Raw genomic sequence first — 20,373 nt, forward strand, 5'->3', positions numbered from 1 at the left:
CGACGACTGGGCCGCCACCCGGAACGAACGCGGCAACACATCACAGCCGATCCGCTTCCAGGGCCAATGGCACGATGAAGAGAGTGGCCTCTACTACAACCGCCACCGCTACTACGACCCACAGCAGTGGCGGTATATCATCCAGGATCATAATGCAGTTAACCGAGAGTGATGAGCTAACACAATCGCTTATAACGCCACCAGCAGAAGCCCACCCAACATGATAAGTGTACCCAACGTTTTAGCCCTGGAGGCAGGCTCTTTTAGCCATAGTACGCCCATCAGCACACCTACCGGAATCGAGAGTTGGCGCAGCGCCACGATATAGCTCACCTCATCGGTGAGCGCCATGGCGATTAGTACCAGTCCATAGGTACTGGTCATCATTAGCCCGGTGCCCACCAGCATGACCAACCCGTGCTGGCGCAGCGCCGGCAGGCGGCGGCGCTCTGCAGGCAGTAGCACCAGCAACGGCATCGCCCAAGTGAGTGTTACCACCGCTTGCAGCACCATAAATACCGCCCCTGCGGTCAGCCCGCTATGCCCCGCTCCCTGCATTAACCCCAAGGCCTGTTTGTCGATCAGCGAATAGCCGACAGTGCCCACCGCTGCGAGTAGTGCATAACCCATGGCGGGCGTTATGTAGGTGGCAAACCTGCGCGCCTCAGGATGGCTAAGTGGCAGGCACAGGGCACCGGCCACGACGAGTGCCATCCCAATGCCATCCCAGATATCCAGCACACGGCTGCCCAGTAGCGCAATAGACACCAACGGCACCAGCACCACCGGCAGCGCCCGTGCAATGGGATAAAGCACGCTGACTTCTCCTCGCGCATAGGCCCAGGCCAGTCCTCCCATATAGAGCATTTGGCACAGCCCAGAGAGCGCCAACCAGCCCCAGAATGCACTGGGTAGCGCCGCTAATGGTGGCCCAAGCCACACCAATGGCAGCATCACCGCCCCACCTGCGCCATAAGCCAGAGCAAAAGCCCCCAGTGAAGGCGCGTTACGTTTGCCCAGAACATTCCAACCAGCGTGCATACATACCGATACCAGCACCAGGGCAAGCGCGGCTGGGCTCAAGGCTTCTCTCCCTGTTGCAAACGGGTATGAATGGCCTCCACCACGCCGGGCAGCTCAGCGATAGTGGGTATACAATAGTGCGGCTTCGACGGCGCAAACTGGGCGGCCACTCGCTCGTGGGCCGCGTGGCGCTCTGTATCACTCAGAGCCTGGTACTGCTCATAGTCAAGCCCCAGCGCATTCCCCGAACAGGTGAGCGCTACCGTCCACATTCCAGCGCTGCATCCTTCAAGGATACCCGGAGCAGTGTCATCCACCTTAATGCAAGCCGCCACATCGCTAATGCCTAGAGCAATCACATTAGCCAGCGCCTGAGCCGGGTGCGGGCGTCCATTCGGCACCTCGTCGGTCGCCACGATATGATCGACCCGCAGGCCATTATCCTTGGCAAGGGCCGCGATACGCTCCATCACTACTACCGGGTAGCCGGAACATGAGCCGACTTTCAGCCCTTGATCGCGTAGCCAGGTGAACGTATGCAGGGCACCGGGTATCACCGCTGAGTGGTCAGTAATTTTGGCGATCTGCAATGGCATAAACCGCTCATAGAGCGCCGTCACATCATCATTGGTGGGCGCGTGACCGACAGCCTGGGTGAACCTTTCGGCAATCGCGGGCTGATCGCACAGCGTACGAATATGATCCCATTTGCCCATGCCCATAGGGCCACGGGCTTCTTCCAGGCTAATCGCGACACCCAGTTCGGCAAAGGCTTCGACAAAAATCTGGGTGGGTGCAAAGGAGCCAAAATCGACCAGGGTGCCTGCCCAGTCACAAATAACCGCCTGGAGGCGTTGGGGGGAGTGGTAGTGCATCAGGCGCTCCATGAGTCTGGACAAGGGGAAACACCCATCTCGATAAGCGCGTCATGAACAGCGGCAAGCAGCGTTTCAATCACAGGGGCGTCCAACTGGCCGATACAGCCGATGCGGAAACTCTCCACTGCGATCAGCTTGCCTGGGTAGATCAAAAAGCCGCGCGCCTTTAGCGCTGCATAGAAGGCATTAAACTCAAACGCCGGGTCGGTGGGGCTTAGAAAGGTGGTGATAATGGGCGACAGCCATGGGTCTTCCAACAGTGTGCTAAAACCTAACGCCCGCATACCGGCTACCAGAGCATCGCGGTTGCGAGTGTAACGGGCGCAACGTCCCTGCACACCGCCCTCATCATGGTGCTGGGCAAGCGCCGCCTGAAAGGCCACCACGGTATGGGTTGGTGGGGTAAAGCGCCACTGGCCGGTACACTCCATGTATTCCCACTGGGCATGCAGGTCAAGACTTAGCGAGTGTGCACGTCCCTTGCCTTCAGCAAGCAGCGCCTTGCGGATAATCACAAAACCAAAGCCCGGTACACCTTCAATGCACTTGTTGGCCGAGGAGATCAGTACATCAATGGGCGTTTTCGCGAGACTGATCGGCACGCCACCAAATGAGCTCATCGCATCGACGATGAGCGTTTTACCATGCGCGTGTACCACGTCAGCGATAGCATCCAGTGGGTTCAAAATGCCGGAGCTGGTTTCACAGTGGACAAGAAACACGGCGGTAATCTCCGGGTTCTGCTGCAGCACGGCGTCAACCTCCTCCGGCTGAGGCGGCAGATAGTCGCCTTTATCCAGGATTACATAACGGCGGCCCATCGTATGGAGCAACTGCGCCGCCCGCTGGCCGTAAGCACCGTTCATCAGCACCAGTACCTTGCCGCCAGGAGCGACAGCACAGGCCAGCGCGCTCTCCACGGCGAAAGTACCGCTACCCTGCATCGGCACACAGGCAAAGGTGTTACTACCTGCCTCTGCCATCGCCAAGAGCTGTGTACGCACATTGGCGGTGACACGGTTGAAGTCGTCATCCCAGGAGCCCCAGTCACATAGCATGGCCGCTTTGGTCTCTGGGGAGGTGGTAAGCGGCCCTGGTGTTAGTAAGTAAGGCGCTGTCATGTTATTCATCATATTGGTCTATACCAGATAATAAACACAGCGTAGCCGCTGCCGCAGTGAGCTGTCTAGCCCGCTTGGCGCCAGCGCTGTGCGTTGTTTAACAAAGCGTGGGTAAGTGCCGCGTGCAGCAGCTTAACCCCTAGCGAGGTCAGGAAAATCAGTACGGCCATGGCCGCAGCACTGGCAAAGTAGCCCGCTTCGTCCAGGTGCAGAACCGCCACGGAGGCAAGCCGGGTATCGCTGTTATAGAGGAACACTACCGCTGATACGGTCGTCATCGCATTGACGAACAGGTAAACCGAGATATCCAACACGGCAGGCAGCGACACTGGCAGTGTTACCCGGCGAAAGGTGGTCCAGAAGGGAACCTTTAGTGAGGCACCGACAGCTTCAAACTCCGGGTCGAGCTGTTTGAGTGCCGTCACGGAAGTCAGGTGGCATACGGTGTAAAAATGCACCAGCGTGTTTAGCACCAAAATGGCCATCGTGCCGTACATCCAGTTAAAGGGATTCCCGGCCTGATTGAAAAAGAAGATATAGGCCAAGCCCAACACCATGCCCGGCACTGCCATGGGCAACATCGCCATCAGGTGTAAACCCTGGCGCAGCGGCTGATAGCCGTCGCTTTTTTCGATCAGCCAAGCGTTAAAGAAAATCACCAACGTGCCTACCAGGGCAACGCTAAAGGCCAGTTTGAGCGAGTTAAGCCATGCCTCCCAGCCACCGCCCGCTAACCCCTGAAAGGTGTAGTGCTGTAGGGTAAACGTCCGGTTGTAAGGCCAGAACTGCAACAGCGAGGCATATATCGCCGTGCCGATAACCAGCAAAATAACGCCCGCCACTGCGTAACACATGAGTGCAAATAGCCAGTCTCGTAGCGGGCTGGGCGTGGGCTGCCATGGCACGGCCCGCGCCGAAAGCTGGGCTACCTGCCGCCGCTGAATCCAGCGGTCAACCATAAACGAAAGCACCGCAGGCAGTAATAGAATCACGCTGACCACCGCCCCCATCTGGAAATTCTGCTGCCCTACCACCTGACGATACACATCGGTTGCCAGCACACTAAATTGGCCGCCAATAATTTTGGGCACGCCAAAATCGGTAATCGCTAAGGTAAACACCACGAACAGGCAAGATATAAGACCATAACGCACGCCTGGCAGGGTAATGGTCAAAAAGATGCGCCATTTAGGGGTGCCTAACACGTCTGCGGCTTCATAGAGCCGCGCATCACTATGGGTCAGTGCCGTCGTCAGCAGCATTAGCGCATGGGGAAAGATCCAAAAGCTCATCCCTATCACGATACCAATCGGCCCATACACCGAGTGGCCCATGAGCAGCTCGCGCAGAAACCCTTGATTTCCGAATAGGTAAACCAGGCTAATCGCAGGCAGCAGCGATGGCGCCAGGATGGGCAGAATTGCCAACATCCGAAATAGCCGCTTGCCCGGCATACAGGTGCGGGTAACGCCATAGGCACATAAAAATGCTAACCCCACCACTACAACAGTGGTGGTGAGCGCCATACGAAATGAGTTAGTTATCGAGTTGACCAGCGCCGGTGTTTGAAAGTACTGCACAAAGTTGGCAAGCCCGATAAAGTCACCACTGCGACCCTGCAGGCTCTTCACCAGCATTGCAAACAGGGGGAATAACAGGCCAATCACTAGCAGCGCCACCCCGGCCAACAACATCAGCAAGCGAACCAGTGCCTCCAACGATAGCTTGGCAGTTGGCCTGGAAAACAGTATCGCCCTCATGGCTGACTGCTCCCGGCTGGGTACAGACGTGCAGCGTCCGCAGGAAAATGAATGCTTAACACTTGCCCTAGCTGTAACACGAGGGCGGTGCTGTCCCGGCTTGGCACATCGGCAAGCAGCGTTTGCCCGGTACCCTGTACACGTAGGGCCACCCGCTGAAACGCACCTAAAAACTCGATACCGGTGACCTCCCCCATCAGTTCACTTTGGGTTCGGCTTAGCGCGACCGCCTCTGGCCGAATAGCCAGCTGGATAGGCAGCCCCTGGGCATAATGATGTGGCTGGCAGTCACAGTGCGTGCTACCCAGCTGTACCCGATGGTTGGTCCCTGCGGTCACTTCTAAAAAGTTCATGGTGCCAATAAACGAGGCTACAAAAGCACTGGCGGGCTGGTGATAAATCTCTGCGGGGGTGCCTACCTGCTCAATCACGCCATGGTTCATCACCACGATGCGGTCGGCCATGGTCAACGCCTCTTCCTGGTCATGGGTCACCATAATGGTGGTCACGCCAAGACGCGCCTGCAGAGCTTTAATTTGGCTACGCAGATGGGTGCGCACCCGGGCATCCAGTGCCGATAGCGGCTCGTCCAGCAGCAGTAAGCCAGGTTCCATGGCGAGCGCTCGCGCCAGCGCGACCCGCTGCTGCTGACCGCCGGAAAGCGCCGCCGGGTACTTATCTTCGCTGCCGCCCAGGTCCACCAGAGCGAGCAACTCAGTTACCCGGGAGCGGATGCCCACCCGATTTATCCGACGATTGCGCAACCCATACGCTACGTTATCGAAGACGGTCAAATTGGGGAACAGTGCGTACGACTGGAAGACAATGCCAAAATCCCGCGCCTGTGGAGGCAGCCTGGAAATGTCCTTGCCACGCTGAATCAGCGTGCCCGTGCTCTGTCGGGTCAGCCCTGCAATGGTGCGCAGCAAGGTGGTTTTACCGCAGCCGGAGGGGCCTAAAAAACAGATAAACTCGCCTTCCTGAATCTCTAACGTAATCTTATCCAGCGCAGTGAAACTACCGAAGCACTTAGTGACGTTGTCAATGCTTAGATGGGTGGAGGTTGAGTGGGATGTCGCCGCCGGGTGAGCCGTCAGCGGCGATGTCATTGTCGTTTGCATAACATCTCCAAGCCCCGGCCTGAGCCGGGGCAACTGATCGGTGCTTACTGTTCTGTTTTACTGTCGTAGCGGCGCTGCCACTCGGCCAGCACGCGCTCGCGGTTAATCGCCGCCCACTGGAAGTCGGCATCAATCATGCGCTCAGTGATATCAGTTGGGTAATTCTCAATCGGCTGTGCTACACCGGGATAAGCCACCACTGCGTACCCTTCGTTATAGAGCTCATTAGCGTCACGGGACACAGCCCAGTCCATCAGCGTTTGGGCAGCTTCCATCTTATCGGTACCAGCCACTATAGCGGCGGCTTCCATGTCCCAGCCTAGACCCTCTTCAGGGAAGACCACCTCAATGGGTGCGCCCTGGGATTTCAAACGCGCACCACGGAAGGCGAAGGAGACGCCAACAACGGCTTCACCAGTAGCTGCCAGGCTGCAGGGGGCAGAGCCTGAGTGGGTATAGCGCGCGATATTGTTATGCAGGCGATCCATATAGTCCCAGCCCTGCTCTTCGCCCCATAGCTGCATCCAACTGGCCACATCCAGGTAACCGGTACCGGATGAGTTGGGGTTGGGCATGATGACATGGCCTTCAAAAGCGGGCTGAGTCAGGTCCTCCCAGGAAGTGGGCATCGGTACGCCCTGGCGCTCGCCTTCAATGGTGTTGTAGCAAATGGCCGCCACCCAGGCATCCATCCCCACCCACGCTGGGTCTTCGCCGTTACGGTAGGCGGCATCGACAAATTTCGGATCCAGGTTCTCAACACCTTCCGGGGCATAGCGTGCCAACATGCCTTCCTCTTCCAGTACCAGCAGGCTGGTGGCTGCCAAGCCCCAGATGACATCAGCCTGAGGATTCCCTTTTTCAGCCAGCAGGCGGGCAGTAATCACACCGGTGGAGTCACGCACCCAGTTAATGGTGATGTCAGGATAGGTAGCTTTAAAGCGTTCGGCATATTTTTGCAGGTCATCCGACTCAACAGCGGTGTACACCGTTAACTCTGTGGCATTGGCAGCCATAGAGAGCGCGGCGGCACCCACTAATAGCATGGGTTGGAACAGGCGGCGAAGCATCGACATGGTAGGTCTCCCGGCTTTGGTATAGACCAGAAGTCTGCCGACGTTAAATGACAGTGCCGTGACGCTTGCTTGACCGATTTTTTAAGTTCTTATGTCGAGCCTGACAGGAGAAGAGGTGGCTGCATGAAAGGAGGGATGAATAGCTTACTGCTGGCCCGATAGTTCAACGCAGATGCACAGTGAGTCATGCAGCCAGTGCTCTTCGTCATACTCAATGGGGCACCGTTGCTCGTCTAGAATCGCACGGCAAATATTGAGCCCGGCGGTGCCGGGGGCGACGAATAGCTCTTCTGCATCCATAGGCGATAAGGCTTCCGATACCATGTGGATAGAACGATTGGCTAAATGATGCCCCCAGCGCTCACGCAGAAGCCCCCATAGCGACTGGCCGGTATAAATCGTCAACAGTTCTGGAGCACATTCAGGCACTACCCACAGCGACTCTGCCAACACCGCACGATCATCCACATAGCGACGGCGGCGGATATGATGAAACGGCTGGTTATCGGCAAGCCCCAGTGCGCGGGCGGCAGGCAAATGGGGGCGCGTCTCCAGCTTGAGCACGGCGGTGCGTGGCTGGCGGCCCTGGGCGCGGACATAATCGTTAAAGCCCGCATCACGCGTAGGGTCGTACATTAACCTTGCCGGAGAAATAAACCAGCCGCGTCGGTTGCTGCGATGGATCAGGCCTTCACCCTCAAGCTGCGCCAGCGCCTGTCGCAGGGTAACGCGCGTGGTGGAAAAACGCTCGGCAAGCGCTCGCTCGGAGGGCAGTTTACCCTCCCACTCAGCGGCGTGTTGGGTGATCAAATAACGGAGCTGTTCAGTGAGCTGTAAATAGTAGGCATCAGGCATGTACCGATTTTCCTGACAAAGCGTTGGCCGATGATGCGCATGAGGGCGCAGCTACCCGCCAGTCTAAGCGTCGCCACCCTTCAACGCTAGCCACCTCGGCCAGTACCGGGTCGGGGTTCACGGCTACCGCGCAATCGACATACTGCAGTAAAGGCAGGTCGTTGCGGGAATCGGAATAAAAGGTCGTGTGGCTGGGGGTAATGCCCTGCTCGGCCAGCCACTGCTTAAAACGTATCACCTTGCCACCCCGGTAGGAGAGCACGCCTTCACTGTGGCCAGTATAACGGGCTTCTTCATTAATTCCGTTTTCGACACTTAATTCAACCGCCAGTACGTGCTCAATCCCCAGTGTAGCGGCAATCGGTGCAACTATATGGTGCGACGAGGCGGAAATCAGTACCAAGGTATCGCCCGCTTCGCGGTGGGCATGCAAACAGCGCCAGGCATGATCAAAAATACGTGGCTGGAGGTGAGTGGCAACAAAGCGCTCAACCTCTTTTTGCACGTCTGCCACACGACGGCCACGCAGCGGTGCCAGCGTCATCGTAAGGTACTCTTCCAGTCTCAGCTTTCCCGCATGGTAGGCCTGCTGCATTTGCTCGGCGCGCGCCATAAAGCGCTCGGCATCACTCACCCACCCTTGTTCAATCATCCATAGGTTCCAGCGGTCGCTGCAGTCTCCATCCAGAAGGGTGTCATCAAGGTCAAATAGGGCCAGGCGCATAGTGCACTCCTTTCATCGCAGGTTGACGGCGCGTAGCGTAGGCCACAGATCATGACAAGACGATGACGCCAGCCCGTTATCATCAGTTCAGCCACACTTTAGCAAACTCGTTGGCAGGGAGCGGGCGACCAAACCAGTAGCCTTGGGCCTGGTGGCATCCCATACGGGCCAACAGGGTAGCCTGAGCTTCGTTTTCCACGCCTTCGGCAAGGGTTTTCATCTCCAGTGCACTCGCCATAGCGATAATGGTTTGCACGATCGCCCTGTCATGGTGGTTATCAAGCATATCGCGCACAAAGGAAATGTCGATTTTCAGCGCATCGGCGGCAAAACGGCGCAGGTAGGAGAGCGAGGAGTACCCAGTACCAAAATCATCGATAAACAGGGCATAACCGGCTTGGCGCATGGTTTGGGTAATCCTGACTGCTTGGCTTGGGTCACGCATAAAGTCGCTTTCGGTAAGCTCTAAAGCAATCGCACTGGGGGAGATCCCTGCGGTCAGCGCTGCCACATGGGCAGTTAGCTGAGGATCAGCAAACTGCTGAGCAGATATATTAATCGAGAGCCTTCCCGGTAGCGGCGTACAGCTAGTCTGCCAGGCACTGAGCTGGCGAGCGGCTTCCTCCAGCACCCAGTCACCTAAAAGCCGAATAAGCCCGCGTTCTTCCGCCAGCGGAATAAACTCACCAGGGCTCACCCAGCCCCACTCCGGGTCGTGCCAACGGCAAAGCGCCTCGGCTCCGGTCAACGTCTGGGTAGTAAGATCCACCTGTGGCTGAAAATAGAGCTGCAACCGCTGTTCCAAAATAGCCAGGTGCAAACGTTCAGTCATCCACTGGCGACGCTCAAGAGCGTGGCGCATGGTTTGGGTATAGGGAGAGATATTGGTATCACGCTTTTTGGCATGATGAAGCGCGATGCTGGCGGCATTAAACAACTCGTTTACGTCAGCCACATCGCCAGGATAACGGGCGAAACCAATACTCACATCCAGACTAAACACCCGGTGGTCAAGCCGAATAGGTCGTTTGATCAACGCACAAAGTTGTTTAACAATATCATCCAGCGTTGCGCGCTGAGCACTCGGCAGCAGCAGCGCAAATTCGTCGCCCGCAAGGCGAGCACAGTTCACCTGGGGCAAATCAAGATGCCGCAGTCGTTCAGCCACCGTGGCTAACAGCTGGTCGGCCGCCTGGTGGCCATGGAGATCGTTAATCTCTTTAAAGCGGCGCAGATCCAACAGCAGCAGCGTTAATGGAGAATGCTGCTGACGTGCTTGCTGGCCCAACTCAGCCAGCGTCTCAATAAATCGCACGCGGTTAGGCAGGCCGGTGGTGCTATCCGTATAGGCAAGGTTATGTATATGCTGGTGATCTCGACGACGTTCCAGTTCAGCGGCGGCCCCTGTTGAAAGAATCCGTAATACAGCCGTTGCAAACGCATTCGTTGTTAACGGCGTTTGATAAAACACCATCATGACGCCAATGGCATCGCCATTGGCGTTATCCAAACGCCTGCCGATCCAGGCCTGGACACGCATTGAAGTACCGGGAAGGATTAAGGCTTCTCCGTTATAAACGACGCTCTCCTGCTCAAGGACAACACGTTCAGCAGGCGTGCCGTGCAATAAAAACGTATGATTAGCCAGCGTGGTGCCCTGCGTCACCAGACTGACCGTACTCATCGACACAGAGGAAAGCATCGCATCAATGGGTGAGGCGACATGGTTGCCAATGGGTAAAGGTTGATCCAGCAGTGCTATAAAGCCGGCATCGGCTTCAAGTAGCGCGACCAGCGTGGTGTTCAACTGTTGAAAGTATCCATCGCCCATTCGAGAGGTAACGGTAGATGCTACCTGTACGACAGCGCTTTGTACGCGTTGAGACTCTTGCTGATCGGTGACGTCAGAGATAAATCCTTCAAGGCATATAACTTCACCGGCCTGGTCAAACACGGCCTGACCTTGCTCCCACACCCAGCGGTAATCGCCACTCCGATGCCGCATGCGATAAACCACTCGATAAGGGCGTCGCTGGTTAATGGCTTTTTGTACCTCCTGGTCGAGGCGCCCCTGATCCTCCTCATGAATCAAAGATATAAAACTTACCTTGCGGTTGCCCTCCAGCTCGTCTGGCCGATAACCAGTGAGTGCTTTTGCCCCCTGGCTCACCAGTTGTACGGTCCAGTCACGATCATTCAGGCAACGGTAAGCCATACCGGGCAAGTGGTTCAGTAGCGTATTTAAACGGCGCTCACTTTCCCGGGCCACTTCCTCGCTTTTGCGCAAGGCGCTTTCTGCCTGGCGGCGGCCTAACTCTGCACCTGCCTGAGCAGCCACAATACGCAAGATTTCACTCTCAAGCCCATCAAACTGCATAGGCTTGCTGTGGAGTACAGCCAATATACCAATGGCAGAGCCATCGGGTGCAAACAGTGGCAGCCCCATATAGCTATCAGCCCCCATCTGGCCTAATAGCTCATCCTCAGGAAACTGCGCCTGAACACCACTGCAATAGAGACAAGGCTCATTGCCAATAATGGTTTCACAGGGCGTGCCTGCCAACGGGTAACAGATATTGGGCTGATGATGGCCTTTTGACCACACAGCCAGGGTCTCAGCCTCATGCGTCGCTAAGACGGCAGCTACCAATACGTGATCAACGCTCAGTAGATGGGCAAGCTGCTCCACCAGCATCGTGAAAAAGTGAGGTGTGCCGCTTTGGCCTAACCCTTCCGCTAGCTGGCGAAAAATATCCGCCGCTTCATTCCTGGTGTGCATTGTCGCGCTCACTTTTCGTTCTGGAGCAGTTGGGCTACTGACGCCATCTTACTAACTTACAGCGACTTACCCCGCAAAAACAGCCATTGACTGTTATTTACACTGTTCCCCAATGAACATACTCCCCCCTTAATTATAAACTTATATATAATGGTGCCTGCCTACTATGTTAAACAGGGCGCGGGGAGAGGAGATGGCAACAAATTCGACCATGAACGAAGCACTATATGCAACGCTTACTGAGTCAATTCCTGGTTTTCTAATCAGCGACTTTCTCAAGTGCCAGCGCCTGCCATCACTTCCCTCTGTGGCATTGCGCATACTTCAGTTAATACAATCTTCAACAGCAACTATCAACGACTTTTCCGGCTCAATTGAGCATGACCCGGCATTAACGGCTCGTCTTATCGCGCTATCGAATAGCGTTCATCACACACGTTCCGCCATCCCGGCGCTGACATGCATTGAGGCTATTCAGCGGCTGGGCCTGGATGCGACCCTGACCGCAGTGCTGAGCTTTAATCTTTTTCAGCATTCTCATCCAGGGGCCCATCATACTTATATTTGGCAACGCTCTATTATGTCTGCGCTGATGGCGCGACAGCTGGCTGAGCAAGCTTGTCCTGATCAGGCAGGCAGTGCTTTTACGACAGCGCTTCTGCAGGACATCGGCATCCTGGCACTTAGCGCCACGTATCCCGAACAAGCTAATGAATTATATGCGAATAAAGCATTGCCACATCATCAGTTAATTAAAGAAGAGCAGCGTTACTTTGGTTGTGATCATGCCGTGATCGGCGCTTGGCTAGCAGCAAAATGGGGCATCCCATCCTCTATGGTGAATACCATTCACTGTAGCCATGCTCGCTACACGAACAGCACTCTCAGGGAGCTATGTGTGCGTATATCAGGGCCAATGGCAGACGCCTGCCTATCCTCCGCACCAGAGGAACCACTTGCCGCACTCCTCCACGATTTAACCACAACCGTTGGCATGCCCTCGTTTTCACTTGAAAACGTGCTTGAAGATGTTCAGCCCAAAATGGCGATCATTGCCAAGGCGCTTAACATGGAAGCACCTGCGACTGTCGACTCCAAAGCGTTACTGGATAATGCTCAGCAACTCTTGCTGGACCATACATTAATGCTCAATAGTCGCCGGGAATCCAAATACAACAAAGAGTTGCGGATACTGCGCAAAATGTACGCCATGCCAGGCAGGGACAGCGACGACTCCCCTTCCAGCGCCAAAACCTAAACTTCCAGCCAGCGCATCTGGCTCAGCACCTGCTCTGGCATCGGCATCAATCGCAACCTCAGTGGTAAACTTGCTTTCAGGGCCTTCAAAGGTGAACGGCGCGCACGTATAGGCCACCGATCATGGTAAGGCGATGACGCCAACGGCTAGTATAAAACTCGGCTGGTGCTAGTCATCAAATCGCGCAGCGATAGTGCCCGGGGCGAGCGGCAATGCTTGGCAGCGCTGCCAAATACGTTCGTAGGCGGGGCGCAAAGTTTCGGTCATTTGTTCGGCATTAGCGATCTCTGGGCGAAGCCGCTGCATGGCCTTACTGATCCGTTTGGATATTTCGCGTTGATCAAGCCGCGTTAGTTTACCGTCCGAAACCACGCATTCGCCGTCCACCAGCACGCTATGAATTCCGTTGCCACTCTCCCCAAATACTAATTGACGCAAAGGGTTATTCAGCGGCGTAAACGCAGGAGCATCCAGCCGATAGAGCACCATGTCAGCACGCTGACCAACCTTTATACAGCCCAGTTGATCCTCTAGCCCAAGCGCTTTTGCACCACCTTGGGTGGCGGCATAAAAGGCCTCTTCAGCGCCCACCCAACGGCGATAATCATTGCCCCGCAGCTTGTGAATCAGCGCCATATTAGCGACGACGCGTAGCATATCGGTGGTTTCCAATGAGCCGCAGCCGTCAGTGCCTAAGCTGACGTTAACCCCGGCATCCAGTAGTTGGCGCAGTGGCATCAAGCCCGAACCCAGCTTCAAATTGCTGTTGGGATTATGCTGCACGCTAGCACCACTAGCGGCAATCCGCGCTATGTCATCATCCGTCAACCACACGGAATGAACAAGCGACGTTCCTGGGGCCAAGAAGCCCAATTCATCCAAATGCTGGAACAGTGTTTTACCGTGTTGGTTCCATGCGGACGCAGCTTGCAGCCGGGTTTCCTGAACATGAATAATCACTGGCAGGCCGGTTCGATCAGCTAGCGTGCGAACATCTTTCAAGAGGCCATCGGTACAGCGCTGCGGGGCTGACGGCGCTAATAACACACCGACTCGATTGTCACGCGGGTGACGCGTTGCTGCCAATGACTCAACAAAGTGCAAATACTCTGCGGCGGGCGTCACATTACCCGGCGCTAAGCTAGCCAACGTTTCATGGCTACACTCTTCGTGAATAAACGGCACGCTTTCATGAAAAGGCACATCGAATAGCGTCGGCCCTACCAGCGCGCGAATACCTATATCTTCATACGCCTTTAAGGCGGCCTGTACATGATCAGGGTTTAAAACCGGTGATGCATTGAAATCATCGACAATACAGGTGGTGCCCGACAGCAAGGATTGGCAAGCACCGACCAGCGTACGCAGGTAGATATCATCAGCGGTCAGCGGCAGTGGCTTGGCTGGCCGTACGTAATTCATCCACAGTTCAAGGGGCAGGCGGTCGTAACGCCCTTTGTGGAAATTTTCATGGGAGTGGTGATGCCCATTAATAAAACCGGGAACGGTAAAGGTGTCGGAAGCATCAAGATACTCACCTTCCGCTGGCTGGCTACCCGATGGGCGGATGCTGTCTATCACGCCATTGTGAATGACGATATCCATCGGCTCAGTGCCCACTGAAACGCCATCCTCATTCAGCGCCAGCGTTCCCACTAGCGTTATGGTCTTATCCATAGTGGTTTTATCCATATCGATTTATCCATGGGGCACGCAAACAAGCAGCTCCTGATTAAGGAGCTGCTTGGGCAGGAAGCATCTTTATTCGCCGAGGTAAGCAGCACCTAATGCCGCCTGCTCAGCGGCCAAAGCTTCAGCAAAGGCCTCGTGATCAAGGAACTGAACACCCGAGCCAATCTGTCCGATCAAACGTAGAAACCCTTCATCCTGAGTTAAACGCTCAAAGCCATCGCTGAGTTCAGCCACTACTTCAGGCGGTGTACCTGCGGGTGCCATCACACCCCGCCAAAACTGGAAGACAACATCGTAGCCCTCTTCCTGGCAGGTGGGGATATCAGCATAGGCTTCAAAACGCTCGGTGTCGGTCACACAAAGGCCCACTAGTGTCCCGGCATCCAAATGCTCACCCACTACGCTAGGATCGCCTGCATAGGCCATGGTATTGCCCCCCAATAACTGGGTCACTGCGGGACCGCCACCGCCAAGCTCTACGCCGCGCATATCAATCTCAGCAGTCGACTTCAGCATTTCAAATACGGTAAAGGTAAAACCATTACGGTTATCGGAGCTGTAAACCAGCTCATTGGGATTGCCTTCGGCGTAATCGACTAGCTCTTTAATGGTTTGGAAGGGTTGATCCGGCGTAGTAACAAAAATGGCCGGACTATAGTTGATACGCGCTACCGCGACAAAATCATCCATTTCGTAAGGCAGGTCCTCCACTTGGGGGCGCAACGAGTTAATCGTTGGATCACCAAACAACAGCATGGTGCCATTTGGTGTGCTGCGAGCGACCTCTGCCGCGGCAACGACTCCACCACCACCTCCACGAATGGTAGAAATCAACGGGCGACCTAAAAAGTCCTCTCCCACCGCAGTGATTATGCCGGCATGCAGTGAGTGCGAGCCACCGGCTGGATACGGCGTGACAAAACGAATGGGTTCATTGGCTAAATGGCTCTCTTGAGCAAGAGTTTGGGCTCCAGTGAGTGCGCTGGTGGCCGCTACTGAAACAGCGATTAGCGTACGGGCAATGGCAGGACGGATCATGAGATAACTCCTTAGTGCTTTTGGGACGGGGAAGTAAGACGTTTAAAGCGCTTCTTAATAATCCCTGCCGTCGTTAGCCCACGCCAAGCCATTACTACGATGACCAGAGCTAATAAGATCAGCAGGATAAGGCTGCCTGGACGCGACCAGAAGATCGTCAGGCTACCGTTTGAGAACACCAGCGACTGGCGCAGGGCGCTCTCAAAACCTGGCCCCAGTAATAGGCCAATGATCAGTGGAGCAACGGGAAAACCAGTACGCCGCATGACATACCCTAGCCCGCCGCCCATGACTAAAATAAGTAAGTCGAATGTGCTGGAGTTGACGGCGTAGGCACCACACAAACAGAGCAGCATGACGCAGGGATACAATACGGTGGGGGGAATACGCGTGACCTGCTTTAACCAGCGAATCGCCAGCAACCCAAAACCAAGCAGCAGCATATTGGTTACCAGCAACACCAAGAACATCCCGAATAGAAAGCCCGGGTTCTGCTGAATCATCAGTGGTCCTGGCATCATGCCCTGAGCCATTAAGGCACCAATGAGTACAGCGGTAATCGTGTCGCCGGGGATACCAAAGATGGTCATGGGAATAAGCGCGGCAGGCACGACGGCGTTGTTACCCGACTCTGCGGCGGCTAGACCTTCCAGTGAACCGTTACCAAATTTTTCTGGCTCGCGAGAGCGGCCACGGGCCACGCCATAAGCAATCCAGCAGGAAATTTCAGCACCTAAACCAGGGAGCGAACCTAAAAAAGCCCCTAAGGTTGTTGAACGTAAAATGGTTGGCCTCAGCGCCCAAAACTCGGTCCAGCTTAGAGGTTCACCGCCATGCTCTGCCGCCGTTGTCTTCCTATCCTCTGCGCTGGGTGGCTGGGTGAGCTGCATCAGGATCTCACTCAGCGCAAACATACCAATCAGTAGCGGAATCAGGGATACGCCCGCTAATAAATCAGTGTTACCAAAAGTGAAGCGCTGATAGCCTGTCATCGGATCAAGACCAACACAGGCGACCAGCAGGCCTAACCCTGCGGCAATCATTCCTTTGAGAAAGCTTTCGCCGCTCACTGTCGCGATCATGGTCAGCGCAATCAGATAGAGCAGCGCAAACTCTGGCGATCCAAAGCGAATCGCAATACTGGCCAGCGGTATGGCCACCACAATGAGTAACAGAGTGGCAATAAAATCAGCTGCCACCGAGCTATATAGGCTTAGCTCCAGCGCTTTACGCGACTTACCCTGCTGGGTTAGCGCATAGCCATCTTTAGCCGTAGCGGCAGCCGCTGCAGTTCCCGGCGTGTTGACTAAGATGGCAGGAATAGAGCCGCCATAAATGGCCCCTTTGTAGATTCCCAGCAAAAATGGAATGCCGATAGTGGCGTCCATAAAGAAGGTAAAAGGGGCAAGAACAGCGACAGCCATGGTGGCGGTAAGCCCCGGCAATGCGCCAATCAAAATACCTCCGGCTAGGCCTGCGGAAAGTGCCAGGAAGGTCCAAGGGCTGGCCAGCATCGCCAGCCCCTGCTGCAACACACTAAAATCAATCACAGCAGCATACCCCGCGGAAAATAAATCCCCATCACCCCTTCAAACAAATGGATGACAACGGTAGGAGGAATAACCGCCAAGGCCAGCAGTACATACCAGCGCTGCTCGCCAAAACACACCGCTAACAGCGGTACTGCCAGCATGCTGACTAACCAAATACCCAATACGTTGATCGATAGCGCCATCGCCACCATCAGGATGAAAGCGATAAGTGCCAACCCAGTACGGCCCCGCTCAAACACTACGTTTGCGTTGGCTCGCCATGTCACCAGCAGCATGATCCCCCCCAAGCCGGTGACCAATAGCGCAACAAGACCAGGGAAAAACGCCGCCGAGCCGATATCTCCCGGCGCGCCATACGGGGGTGGTGTGCCGTGCACAATGCGCAAAAAGCTAACCCCAATCGCAATGACCCCTAACGCCAGCAACGACGTAAGCAGTTTGCCAATAAGCAAAGGGTTACTGGTCAGAGGCTTTCGCATCATGCCTGCTCCACGCGAATCAACAGGAGAGCTAGCGCTGAAGGCATCACCATGCGACACCCCCTTCCGGGCGCGGTTTAGGCCGCGCGGGAGCAGGTAAATCGCAGCGCAGAAAGGCACCACGCCCAGCAGTGCCCAAATAGTCGCCATCGCGCCAAACCACTTCGCCTCTCGACAGTGTCAGGGCGGGCCAAGCGGTGACGGGAATGCCTTCGTAAGGGGTGTAATCCACACCGTGATGCAAGTCGACATTACGGATGGTGCGATCGAGGCCGGTATCCCAAATCACTAAATCTGCGTCAGCGCCGATAGCAATCGAGCCCTTGCGTGGATAGATCCCATACATACGCGCAACATTTGTCGCCGTTAACGCCACAAACTGCTGAATGGTAATCCTGCCGGTCTCGACACCGTGGCTAAACAGCAGCGCCAGGCGCGTTTCAAGCCCTGGGATGCCGTTGGGAATACGATCAAAACTGGTATCCTCCCCGGCGGCAAACTTGCCTTCAGGGCCTTCAAAAGTAAACGGCGCATGATCGGAGGAGAACACCTGAAAAACGCCATTTTCTAGACCATCCCACACCACCTGCTGATTAGCCTTGTCACGGGGTGGCGGACTGCAAATGCATTTGGCACCCTGAGGGTCATCATCCAGGCCCAGGTCATCTGCGGTCAGAAATAAGTACTGTGGACAGGTTTCGGCATAGACCCGTAAACCATGCTGGTGAGCCCAACGCAATTGCTCCATCGCCTCGCGTCCGGAGACATGCACAATCAAGATGGGCACATCGACCAGTTCGGCGTAGGCGATAGCGCGATGAGTGGCCTCACGCTCAACCATCATGGGCCTTGCCGCTGCATGGTAGCGGGGAGCCGTGCAACCGTTGGCGAGCATGCGTTCGGTAAGCCAGGCAATACAGTCTGCGTTTTCAGCGTGCACCATCACCATTGCCCCATGCTCACGGGCCACCGCCAGCACATCAATGATTTCACGATCTGCCAGCTTTAGGTTGTCGTAGGTCATGTAGATTTTAAACGAGGTGTACCCTTCGCGGATCAACTCCGGTAGCTCTACTGCCAGCACGTCAGGTGTGGGGTCAGTAACGATGAGGTGAAAGGCGTAGTCGATACACGCTTTACCTTCCGCACGGCGATGGTAGTCGTCTACGGCAGCGCGCAAGCTCTGGCCTTTTACCTGACAGGCAAAGGGGAACACCGTTGTGGTGCCTCCGCAGGCCGCTGAACGTGTCCCGGAGAGGAAGTCATCCGCCATCCTGGAGCCATCGGAAGTGGGTTGATCCAGATGGCAGTGCCCATCAACCCCCCCTGGCAACACCCAGCGCCCGGCAGCGTCAATTTCCTGATTACCCGCCGCCAAGGCGTTGCCCAATGCCACAATCACGCCGTCACGAATACCGATATCGGCATCGAAAACATCGGCAGCAGTAGCGCATCGCGCATGGCGAACCACTAAATCAAACTCAGCCATTGTTACAGCGCCCCTTCCATCAAACGTCCCCAGCCGGTTATCGGTGTATTTGCATGGCCGGTCATGCGTAGCATTTTCCACACCACCGTTGCGGTGGTATCCAGTACGGGTACGCCAAGCTCAGCTTCCCACTGGGCAACCAACTGGGCGGAATTGAGGTTGGTACATGAGACCACAATCGCCGGGGCACCCTGCTCCGCCACCCGCCTCACCTGAGCGGTGAGTGTCTCTTCACTTACTTCAGCAAAAGCGAAATTTTCACTGATACTGAGATGATCCTCTGCCACCACACTGAAACCTTGTGCATGGTAATTGGCCATAATGCACTGCTGCACGTCATCGGTGTAAGGCGTCACAAGGCCAAACTCACGCAGTTGGCACGCTGCCATGATCTCGTTGAGCGCCAGCATTGAGGTGGTGGCTTGAATACCTGTCTCAGATTCAATGCTCTGGCATAGCGCAACATCGTGATCAAAACCGAGCCACCCAGCTGAGGTGCCGCTCCAGCCAATCACATCCACCCTGGCATCGGCGAGCAGCTTGGCTGCAGCAAGCACATGAGTATTATCAAACTGGCCCAGCGCCCGTTGGCTAAGCGCAATTTCGGTCACACTAAAGCGGGAAAAGTGAGCACTGACTCCTGGCACCTCGGCTAGCATGGCCGAGGTCAAAGGCTCCAAGGCGGTATTCGAAGAGGGCGTTAAAACACCAAAACGGCTGCGTGGCGTAATCATTGTCGTCTTCCTAAACATGATGGTTTGTATGCCTTACGGGGCATGTTACCGCCCGATTAATTGGCCAAGCGCGGGCGATAAACCAGCCCAACTTTTCTCCGGCGGAGGGGCATAACTACCTGCCGAAGCTTTCTGGGGGCTCAGCCGTGCCAATAGCTCCGCCTGGCGTACGGCGCAGCTCACACCATCCACAACAGGGATAGGGATACGCTCCGCCACACTACGGGCCAACCCTGCCAGCGGCGCGCCGGCAATAATCAACACATCCGCTCCATCTTCGCGTATGGCGGCCTCGCACAGCGCCACCAGTTGCTCTCCCTTGTCTTGCTGAACAGTGCCGATGTTGGGAAGTGGCTCATCTAAGCAGCGAATACCTGCCAGCCGCGAGAACATCCCGTAGCGGTCGACGGTTTCGCTGTACCATGCACGTATACGCCGTGAGATCGCCACAATACCGATACGTCCACCCAGCATCGCGGCACTCATCAGCGCACTTTCAGTCATCCCCACCACTGGAATCGGCAGCATTTCACGGGCAGCTTCTAATCCCGGGTCACCAAAGGCCGCGATAATTGCGGCATCATGCCCGGCGTAGTGCTCAGCAAGTTCGTTCAGCGTGGCATACGCCCCCACCGCTGCTTCCGCTCGGGTTTCGATATAAGCCACCCCAAACGCGGCAGTACGTAACGTCAGTTGTGTGGTTGCACTGGCTGAGCGTTTTGCTTCGGAAGCAATCAGGCCGGTGACACTCTGGGAAATATTGGGATTCACAATCAGTAGTTTCATAAAGGGC

18 protein-coding genes are annotated in these 20,373 nt (G+C 55.7%); 2 read left to right on the top strand and 16 right to left on the bottom strand.

Features of this window, described 5'->3' with window-relative positions:
• On the top strand, window positions 1-172 hold a 172-nt coding region (locus HP566_RS21805; protein ID WP_425348162.1), incomplete at its 5' end, for an RHS repeat-associated core domain-containing protein.
• 17 nt (window positions 173-189) lie between these two features.
• On the opposite strand, the gene HP566_RS01495 is transcribed toward HP566_RS21805, so the two are convergent.
• The 9 genes from HP566_RS01495 to HP566_RS01535 form a co-directional block, all read right to left on the bottom strand.
• Complete coding sequence (locus HP566_RS01495) at window positions 190-1,083, bottom strand: drug/metabolite transporter (RefSeq protein ID WP_249975487.1); 894 nt, start codon at window positions 1,081-1,083, stop codon at window positions 190-192.
• Complete coding sequence (gene phnX / locus HP566_RS01500) at window positions 1,080-1,898, bottom strand: phosphonoacetaldehyde hydrolase (RefSeq protein ID WP_249975488.1); 819 nt, start codon at window positions 1,896-1,898, stop codon at window positions 1,080-1,082. Before phnX ends, HP566_RS01495 begins: the two co-directional genes overlap by 4 nt.
• On the bottom strand, window positions 1,898-3,022 hold the full coding sequence (locus tag HP566_RS01505; protein ID WP_249975489.1) for a 2-aminoethylphosphonate--pyruvate transaminase: 1,125 nt from the start codon (window positions 3,020-3,022) through the stop codon (window positions 1,898-1,900). The genes phnX and HP566_RS01505 overlap by 1 nt, the downstream gene beginning before the upstream one ends.
• 65 nt (window positions 3,023-3,087) lie before the next feature.
• Entirely contained in the window at window positions 3,088-4,782 is a 1,695-nt protein-coding gene (locus tag HP566_RS01510) for a putative 2-aminoethylphosphonate ABC transporter permease subunit (protein WP_249975490.1), read from the bottom strand.
• A complete protein-coding gene (locus tag HP566_RS01515; RefSeq protein ID WP_249975491.1) occupies window positions 4,779-5,903 on the bottom strand; it encodes a putative 2-aminoethylphosphonate ABC transporter ATP-binding protein in 1,125 nt (374 codons plus the stop codon). The genes HP566_RS01510 and HP566_RS01515 overlap by 4 nt, the downstream gene beginning before the upstream one ends.
• Before the next feature lie 44 nt (window positions 5,904-5,947).
• On the bottom strand, window positions 5,948-6,979 hold the full coding sequence (locus HP566_RS01520; RefSeq protein ID WP_249975492.1) for a putative 2-aminoethylphosphonate ABC transporter substrate-binding protein: 1,032 nt from the start codon (window positions 6,977-6,979) through the stop codon (window positions 5,948-5,950).
• Between the two features lie 144 nt (window positions 6,980-7,123).
• Window positions 7,124-7,834 carry a UTRA domain-containing protein gene (locus tag HP566_RS01525; protein WP_249975493.1) on the bottom strand — a complete coding sequence of 237 codons (711 nt, stop codon included), beginning with the start codon at window positions 7,832-7,834 and terminating at the stop codon, window positions 7,124-7,126.
• Window positions 7,827-8,558 carry an HAD family hydrolase gene (locus HP566_RS01530; protein WP_249975494.1) on the bottom strand — a complete coding sequence of 244 codons (732 nt, stop codon included), beginning with the start codon at window positions 8,556-8,558 and terminating at the stop codon, window positions 7,827-7,829. Before HP566_RS01530 ends, HP566_RS01525 begins: the two co-directional genes overlap by 8 nt.
• Window positions 8,559-8,640: 82 nt before the next feature.
• Window positions 8,641-11,337, bottom strand: coding sequence for a bifunctional diguanylate cyclase/phosphodiesterase (locus HP566_RS01535; RefSeq protein WP_249975495.1), 2,697 nt, complete (start codon window positions 11,335-11,337; stop codon window positions 8,641-8,643).
• A gap of 193 nt (window positions 11,338-11,530) precedes the next feature.
• On the opposite strand from HP566_RS01535, the gene HP566_RS01540 reads away from it, so the two are divergent.
• Window positions 11,531-12,595: an HDOD domain-containing protein gene (locus HP566_RS01540; protein ID WP_249975496.1), complete on the top strand. Its 1,065-nt coding sequence runs from the start codon at window positions 11,531-11,533 to the stop codon at window positions 12,593-12,595.
• Window positions 12,596-12,763: 168 nt separating this feature from the next.
• Here the strand turns inward: HP566_RS01540 and HP566_RS01545 are convergent, their stop codons facing one another.
• From HP566_RS01545 to HP566_RS01575, 7 genes are all read right to left on the bottom strand, one after another.
• Window positions 12,764-14,287, bottom strand: a complete 1,524-nt coding sequence (locus HP566_RS01545) for an amidohydrolase family protein (RefSeq protein ID WP_249975497.1) — start codon at window positions 14,285-14,287, stop codon at window positions 12,764-12,766.
• Window positions 14,288-14,356: 69 nt separating this feature from the next.
• Complete coding sequence (locus tag HP566_RS01550) at window positions 14,357-15,325, bottom strand: Bug family tripartite tricarboxylate transporter substrate binding protein (protein ID WP_249975498.1); 969 nt, start codon at window positions 15,323-15,325, stop codon at window positions 14,357-14,359.
• A gap of 11 nt (window positions 15,326-15,336) precedes the next feature.
• The gene (locus HP566_RS01555) at window positions 15,337-16,875 is read right to left on the bottom strand and encodes a tripartite tricarboxylate transporter permease (RefSeq protein WP_249975499.1); all 1,539 of its coding nucleotides are present in this window, start codon (window positions 16,873-16,875) and stop codon (window positions 15,337-15,339) included.
• Complete coding sequence (locus HP566_RS01560) at window positions 16,872-17,360, bottom strand: tripartite tricarboxylate transporter TctB family protein (RefSeq protein ID WP_249975500.1); 489 nt, start codon at window positions 17,358-17,360, stop codon at window positions 16,872-16,874. Before HP566_RS01560 ends, HP566_RS01555 begins: the two co-directional genes overlap by 4 nt.
• Window positions 17,361-17,403: 43 nt before the next feature.
• Window positions 17,404-18,846, bottom strand: a complete 1,443-nt coding sequence (hydA, locus tag HP566_RS01565) for a dihydropyrimidinase (RefSeq protein ID WP_249975501.1) — start codon at window positions 18,844-18,846, stop codon at window positions 17,404-17,406.
• A 2-nt stretch (window positions 18,847-18,848) separates the two neighbouring features.
• Window positions 18,849-19,580, bottom strand: coding sequence for a maleate cis-trans isomerase family protein (locus HP566_RS01570; protein ID WP_249975502.1), 732 nt, complete (start codon window positions 19,578-19,580; stop codon window positions 18,849-18,851).
• A gap of 45 nt (window positions 19,581-19,625) precedes the next feature.
• The gene (locus HP566_RS01575; protein ID WP_249975503.1) at window positions 19,626-20,366 is read right to left on the bottom strand and encodes an aspartate/glutamate racemase family protein; all 741 of its coding nucleotides are present in this window, start codon (window positions 20,364-20,366) and stop codon (window positions 19,626-19,628) included.
• Window positions 20,367-20,373 lie beyond the last annotated feature (7 nt).

The sequence above is a fragment of the Vreelandella olivaria genome (genome assembly GCF_023507745.1).
In the GTDB taxonomy this organism is placed as follows: Bacteria; Pseudomonadota; Gammaproteobacteria; order Pseudomonadales; family Halomonadaceae; genus Vreelandella; species Vreelandella olivaria_A.